Source organism: Trebonia sp. (assembly GCF_049794275.1).
Classification (GTDB): Bacteria; Actinomycetota; Actinomycetes; order Streptosporangiales; family Streptosporangiaceae; genus Trebonia.
The window spans coordinates 1-5,407 of record NZ_JBARCR010000591.1; the positions used below are offsets into that span (position 1 = coordinate 1).

At 69.6% G+C, this 5,407-nt stretch carries 4 protein-coding genes; all 4 read left to right on the forward strand.

Features of this window, described 5'->3' with window-relative positions; genetic code table 11:
* Positions 1–87 precede the first annotated feature (87 nt).
* A complete protein-coding gene (gene tkt / locus WA805_RS15950) occupies positions 88–2,181 on the forward strand; it encodes a transketolase (protein WP_425242725.1) in 2,094 nt (697 codons plus the stop codon).
* Between the two features lie 42 nt (positions 2,182–2,223).
* Positions 2,224–3,327 (forward strand): transaldolase, encoded by a 1,104-nt coding sequence (gene tal, locus WA805_RS15955; protein ID WP_422285991.1) that lies wholly within the window; start codon positions 2,224–2,226, stop codon positions 3,325–3,327.
* A gap of 22 nt (positions 3,328–3,349) precedes the next feature.
* Positions 3,350–4,975: a glucose-6-phosphate dehydrogenase gene (zwf, locus tag WA805_RS15960; RefSeq protein WP_425242726.1), complete on the forward strand. Its 1,626-nt coding sequence runs from the start codon at positions 3,350–3,352 to the stop codon at positions 4,973–4,975.
* 17 nt (positions 4,976–4,992) lie between these two features.
* On the forward strand, positions 4,993–5,407 hold a 415-nt coding region (locus WA805_RS15965; protein WP_425242727.1), incomplete at its 3' end, for a glucose-6-phosphate dehydrogenase assembly protein OpcA.

Sequence of the window (5,407 nt, forward strand, 5' to 3'; positions counted from 1 at the left end):
GCCGTACGGGGAACAGAGCCGTACGGGAATAGGGCCATATGGGAACAGAGCCATACGGGGAACAGCCCTGGAAGGAATTCACGACAAATGGCGAGCAATGACACCCTCGACTGGTCGGATACGGACAAGCACGCCGTCGACCTGATCCGCGTGCTGGCGATGGACGCGGTGCAGAAGTCGGGGTCCGGTCACCCGGGCACGGCGATGAGCCTGGCGCCCGCCGCCTACCTCCTCTTCCAGGACGTGCTCAGGCACGACCCGGCCGACCCGAAGTGGCCGGGCCGGGACAGGTTCGTGCTCTCCTGCGGGCACTCGTCGCTGACGCTCTACATCCAGCTGTACCTGTCGGGCTACGGCCTCACGCTCGACGACCTCGAGGGGTACCGCACGTGGGGCAGCCTCACCCCCGGCCATCCGGAGCACGGCCTGACCGCGGGTGTCGAGACCACGACCGGCCCGCTCGGCCAGGGCATCGGCAACGCAGTGGGCATGGCGATGGCGTCCCGCCGCGAGCGCGGCCTCTACGACGCCGACGCGGCGCCGGGCACTTCGCCGTTCGACCACTTCATCTACTGCTTCGTCTCCGACGGGGACATGGAGGAAGGCATCAGCCACGAGGTCTCCTCGCTGGCCGGGCACCAGGAACTGGGCAACCTGATCGTGCTCTACGACGACAACCTCATCTCGATCGAGGATGACACGCACATCGCCAAGTCCGAGGACGTCGCAGCCAGGTACGAGGCCTACGGCTGGCACGTGCAGCGGCTGAGCTGGCGCACCACCGACGGCTACCACGAGAACGTGCAGGACCTGTACGACGCCTTCGAGGCGGCCAAGGCGGTCACCGACAAGCCGTCGTTCATCGCGCTGCGCACGATCATCGGCTGGCCGGCGCCCACCAAGCAGAACACGGGCGCCGCGCACGGCTCCGCGCTCGGCGAGGAGGAGGTCGCGGCCACCAAGAAGATCCTGGGCTTCGACCCGGCCGTGAACTTCCCCGCCGAGGAAGAGGCGGTCAGCCGCGCCAGGGAGGTCGCCGAGCGCGGCAAGGCGCTGCACGCGGAGTGGGAGCAGGGCTTCGCCGCCTGGGCGGCGGCCAACCCCGAGCGCAAGGCGCTGTTCGACCGGCTGGCGGTGCGCGGCCTCCCGGCCGACTGGGCGGAGGCGATCCCGTCGTTCCCCGCGGACGAGAAGAAGGGCGTGGCCACCAGGCGCGCCTCAGGCAATGTCCTGTCCGCGCTCGCGCCGGTGCTGCCAGAACTGTGGGGCGGCTCCGCCGACCTCGCCGAATCCAACCTCACGACGATGGAGGGCCAGCCGTCGTTCGTCCCCGTCGAGCACCAGACCAAGATGTGGCCTGGCAACCCGTACGGGCGCACGCTGCACTTCGGCATCCGCGAGCACGGCATGGGGTCGATCCTGAACGGCATCGCGCTGCACGGCGGCACCCGGCCGTACGGCGGCACCTTCCTGGTCTTCAGCGACTACATGCGGCCCTCGGTCCGGCTCGCCGCGCTGATGGAGCAGCCGGTCACCTACGTGTGGACGCACGACTCGATCGGCCTCGGCGAGGACGGGCCGACGCACCAGCCGGTCGAGCACCTGTGGTCGCTGCGCAACATCATGGGCCTCGACGTGGTGCGCCCCGCCGACGCGAACGAGACCGCGGCGGCCTGGCGGACCATCATCACCCGCACCGACCGGCCCGCCGGCCTGTGCCTGACCCGGCAGAACGTGCCCGTCTTCGACCGGGAGAAGTACGGCCCGGCCGACGGCACCGCGCGCGGCGCGTACGTGCTCGCCGACAGCGACTCTGGCCAGCCGGACGTCATCCTGATCGGCACCGGCAGCGAGGTGCAGATCGCGGTGCACGCGCGGGAGCTGCTCGCGGCCGAGGGAATCTCCGCGCGGGTCGTCTCGATGCCCTGCGTGGAATGGTTCCACGAGCAAGACGCTTCTTACCAAGAGGAGGTGCTCCCGGCAGCGGTACGGGCGCGGGTGTCCGTCGAGGCCGGCATCACCGCTCCCTGGAAGCAGTTCGTCGGCGACGCGGGCGAGAGCGTCGGGGTAGACCACTACGGCGCGTCGGCCTCGTACACGAAGCTGTACGAGGAGTTCGGGCTGACGGCGGAGCGGGTAGCCGAAGCCGCTAAGACCAGCCTGTCCAGGACCAGGAGCTAAGAAGCCATATCAGGCTTAGCGTCATACGGAAGGAACACGGCCATGAGTGACGTTCTGCGAGAGCTTACCGAGGAAGGTGTGTCGGTCTGGCTGGACGACATCAACCGTGACCGGCTGCGCACCGGCAACCTCGAAATGCTCATGAGGGACTTCTGGGTGCGGGGCGTGACGTCGAACCCGACGATCTTCGCCCACGCGCTCAGTCAGGGCGATGCCTACGACGAGCAGATAGCGGACCTCAAGATCCGCCGCGTCTCGGTGGAAGAGGCGTCGCGGATGATTACCACCTACGACATCAGGTGGGCCGCCGACGTGCTCCGCCCGGCCTACGACGAGACCGACGGCCTGGACGGCCGGGTGTCGATCGAGGTCGACCCCCGGCTCGCGAAGGAGACCGCCGCGACCATCGCCGAGGCCAAGCAGCTGTGGTGGCTGGTCGACAGGCCGAACATGTTCATCAAGATCCCGGCGACCGCGGAGGGCGTCCCCGCGATCACCGAGACGCTCGCGAAGGGCATCAGCGTCAACGTGACGCTGATCTTCTCGCTGGAGCGGTACGGCGAGGTCATCGACGCGTACATGGCCGGCCTCGAGCAGGCGGCGGCGAACGGGCACGACATCAGCCAGATCGCGTCGGTCGCCTCGTTCTTCGTCAGCCGGGTGGACTCCGAGGTGGACAAGCGGCTGGAGAAGATCGGCACGCCGGAAGCCGCCGCGCTGAAGGGCAAGGCCGCCATCGCGAACGCGCGGCTGGCCTACGAGCTGTACGAGCAGAAACTGGCCACGCCGCGCTGGGCGGCGCTCGCGGCGAAGGGCGCCCGCGTGCAGCGCCCGCTGTGGGCCTCCACGTCCACGAAGGACCCCGCGTTCCCTGACACCCTCTACGTCGTCGAGCTGGTGGCCAGGGACACCGTGAACACGATGCCCGAGGCGACCCTGCGCGCCACCGCCGACCACGGCGTGCTGCGCGGCGACACCATCCACGGCACCTATGAGCAGTCCCGCCAGGTCTTCGCGGAGCTGGAGAAGCTCGGCATCAGCTACGACGACGTGGTGCGGGTCCTCGAGGACGAGGGCGTATCCAAGTTCGCCGTGTCCTGGAACGAGCTGCTCGAGACGATCCGAACCGAACTGAGCACCAAGTAGACGGCAACTGGAGGTACCGGACATGACCGTGCCTGACGCCGACGCCAGGGGCCCGGCGCCGGCGAATCCGGGGGTGATCGCGATCGCGGACGACCCCGGCGCCCCCGTCAACCCGCTGCGTGACCCGCGGGACCGCAGGATCCCCCGGGTCGCGGGCCCATGCGTCCTGGTGATGTTCGGCGTCACCGGCGACCTCGCCAGGAAAAAGCTGATGCCCGCGCTGTACGACCTGGCGAACCGCGGCCTGCTGCCCCCCGGATTCTCCCTGGTCGGCTTCGCCCGCAGGGACTGGGAGCACGAGGACTTCGCCCAGATCACCTACCAGGCGGTCAAGGAACACGCGCGGACCCCGTTCAGGGAGACCGTGTGGCAGCAGCTCGCCGAGGGCATGCGGTTCGTCCCCGGCGAGTTCGACGACGACGCGGCCTTCGACAAGCTGGCCGAGACCGTGCGGGAGCTGGACCGCGAGCGGGGCACCGGCGGGAACTACGCGTTCTACCTGTCGATCCCGCCGCGCTTCTTCCCGGTCGTCGTGGAGCAGCTCAAGCGCTCCGGGCTGTCCGACCCCAGCATCTCCGGCGCCGACGCCGACACGGGGCGGGAGCCGTGGCGGCGGGTGGTGATCGAGAAGCCGTTCGGCCGCGACCTGAAGAGCGCCCGCGAGCTGAACAACATCGTGGACGCGGTGTTCCCCGCTGAATCGGTGTTCCGCATCGACCACTACCTGGGCAAGGAGACCGTCCAGAACATCCTCGCGCTGCGCTTCGCGAACAGCCTGTACGAGCCGATCTGGAACCGCGGCTACGTGGACCACGTGCAGATCACGATGTCCGAGGACATCGGCATCGGCGGCCGGGCCGGCTACTACGACGGCATCGGCGCCGCGCGCGACGTGATCCAGAACCACCTGCTGCAGCTCCTCGCGCTGACCGCGATGGAGGAGCCGGTGTCATTCGAGGCGAACTCGCTGCGGCAGGAGAAGGAGAAGATACTGTCCGCGGTCCGGCTGCCCACCGACCTCGCCACCGGGACCGCCCGCGGCCAGTACGCGGCGGGATGGCAGGGCGGCCGGCAGGTGATCGGCTACCTGGAGGAAGAGGGCATCCCGCCAGACTCGCGGACCGAGACCTACGCCGCCGTCCAGCTCGGCGTGGACACGCGCCGGTGGGCGGGCGTGCCGTTCTACCTGCGCACCGGCAAGCGGCTGACGCGGCGGATGACGGAGATCGCGCTGATGTTCCAGCGCGCGCCGCACCTGCCCTTCGCCGCCACCGACACAGAGGAACTCGGCCAGAACGCCCTGGTCATCCGCGTCCAGCCGGACGAGGGTGTCACGGTGCGGTTCGGCTCGAAGGTGCCGGGCAGCGCGATGGAGGTGCGCGACGTCAACATGGACTTCGCCTACGGCGAGTCCTTCACCGAGTCCTCGCCGGAGGCCTACGAGCGGCTGATCCTCGACGTCCTCATCGGCGACCCGCCGCTGTTCCCCCGCCAGGAGGAGGTCGAGCTCTCCTGGCGCATCCTCGACCCGATCGAGAACTTCTGGGCCGAGAACACCAAGCCCGAACAGTACCCAGCGGGCTCACCGGGCCCCGCGTCCGCCGACGCGCTCATGGCGCGCGACGGCCGCACCTGGCGCCGGCTGTAGAGAAAGGCATCGCGTCAATGACGATCGACCTGACCGACACGACGACCGGCGCGATCAGCAACGCGCTGACCGAGGCGCGGCGGCGGCTCGGCGGCATGACGCTGGGCATGGTGCTCACGCTCATCATCGTGACCGACGAGGAGGGGCAGTACGACGCGATCCGCGCGGCTAACCAGGCCGCCAGGGAGCACCCGTGCCGCGTCCTCGCCATGATCACCCGCCGGCCCAAGGCGGACTCCCGGCTGGACGCCGAGATCCGGGTCGGCGAGGCCGCGCCCGGCGAGACGACCGTGCTGCGCATGTACGGCCCGCTCGGGCAGCACGCGGACTCCGTGGCGGCGCCGCTGCTCGTGCCCGACGTCCCCGTGGTCACCTGGTGGCCGGAGGCGGCACCTGAGGTCCCGGCCAAGCACCCGCTGGGCGCGCTCGCCC

Coding starts and splice junctions, on each gene's coding strand:
- tkt (WP_425242725.1), top strand. CDS start 88: ATGGCGAGCAATGACACCCTCGACTGGTCGGATACGGACAAGCACGCC.
- tal (WP_422285991.1), top strand. CDS start 2,224: ATGAGTGACGTTCTGCGAGAGCTTACCGAGGAAGGTGTGTCGGTCTGG.
- zwf (WP_425242726.1), top strand. CDS start 3,350: ATGACCGTGCCTGACGCCGACGCCAGGGGCCCGGCGCCGGCGAATCCG.